This window comes from Bradyrhizobium genomosp. III, assembly GCF_000261705.1.
Lineage (GTDB): Bacteria > Pseudomonadota > Alphaproteobacteria > Rhizobiales > Xanthobacteraceae > Bradyrhizobium > Bradyrhizobium ottawaense.
On record NZ_AJQF01000264.1, the window covers coordinates 1 to 1,118 of the forward strand.

At 65.7% G+C, this 1,118-nt stretch carries 1 pseudogene; it reads left to right on the plus strand.

Features of this window, described 5'->3' with window-relative positions:
* A pseudogene (locus IC66_RS0122640) lies at positions 1 to 1,118 on the plus strand (excinuclease ABC subunit UvrA); the annotation flags it as partial.

Below are 1,118 nucleotides of genomic sequence, written 5' to 3' on the forward strand. Positions count from 1 at the left end.
ATCCACGACAAGAGCGGACCCGAGCGCATCCTGTTCTCGGAAAAGTTCGCCTGCCCGGTCTCTGGCTTCACCATTCCCGAGGTCGAGCCGCGCCTGTTCTCGTTCAACAACCCCTATGGCGCGTGTCCGGCCTGCGGCGGCCTCGGCGTCGAGCAGCATGTCGACGAAGACCTCGTCATCCCCGACAAGGAGCTCGCGATCGGTAAGGGCGCGATTGCGCCCTGGGCCAAATCGTCGTCGCCCTATTACGTGCAGACGCTGACTGCGCTCGGCAAGCACTACAAATTCACGCTGACCACCAAGTGGAAGGACCTGGCCAAGAAGACGCAGAACGCCATCCTCCACGGCTCCGGCGAGGACGAGATCAAGTTCTCCTACGAGGACGGGGTGCGCTCCTACGACACCAAGAAGCCGTTCGAGGGCGTCATCACCAACATCAACCGCCGCTATCGGGAAACCGAGAGCGAGTGGGCGCGCGAGGAGCTGGCGAAGTATTTCCACGACGTGCCCTGCGAGGGCTGCAAGGGCTTTCGGCTCAAGCCCGAGGCGCTCTGCGTCAAGATCGGCGGCAAGCATATCGGCGAGATTTCCGAGCTGTCGGTGAAGGGCGCCGGCGCATGGTTCGAGACCGTGCCCGAGGCGCTCAACGCGCAGCAGAACGAGATCGCCGGCCGCATCCTGAAGGAGATCCGCGAGCGTCTCACCTTCCTGCTCGACGTCGGCCTCAACTACCTCACGCTATCCCGCTCCTCCGGCACGCTGTCCGGCGGCGAGAGCCAGCGCATCCGCCTGGCCTCGCAGATCGGCTCGGGCCTGACGGGCGTGCTCTACGTGCTGGACGAGCCCTCGATCGGCCTGCACCAGCGCGACAACGCGCGCCTGCTCGACACCCTCAAGCGGCTGCGCGACCTCGGCAACACCGTGATCGTGGTCGAGCATGACGAGGACGCCATCCTGCTCGCCGACCACGTGCTCGACATCGGCCCCGGCGCCGGCATGCATGGCGGCAACATCATTGCCGAAGGCACGCCCGCCGAGATCATGCGCAACCCGAAATCGCTCACCGGCAAGTACCTGACCGGCGAGCTCGAGGTCGAGGTGCCGGAACGGCGGGCGCC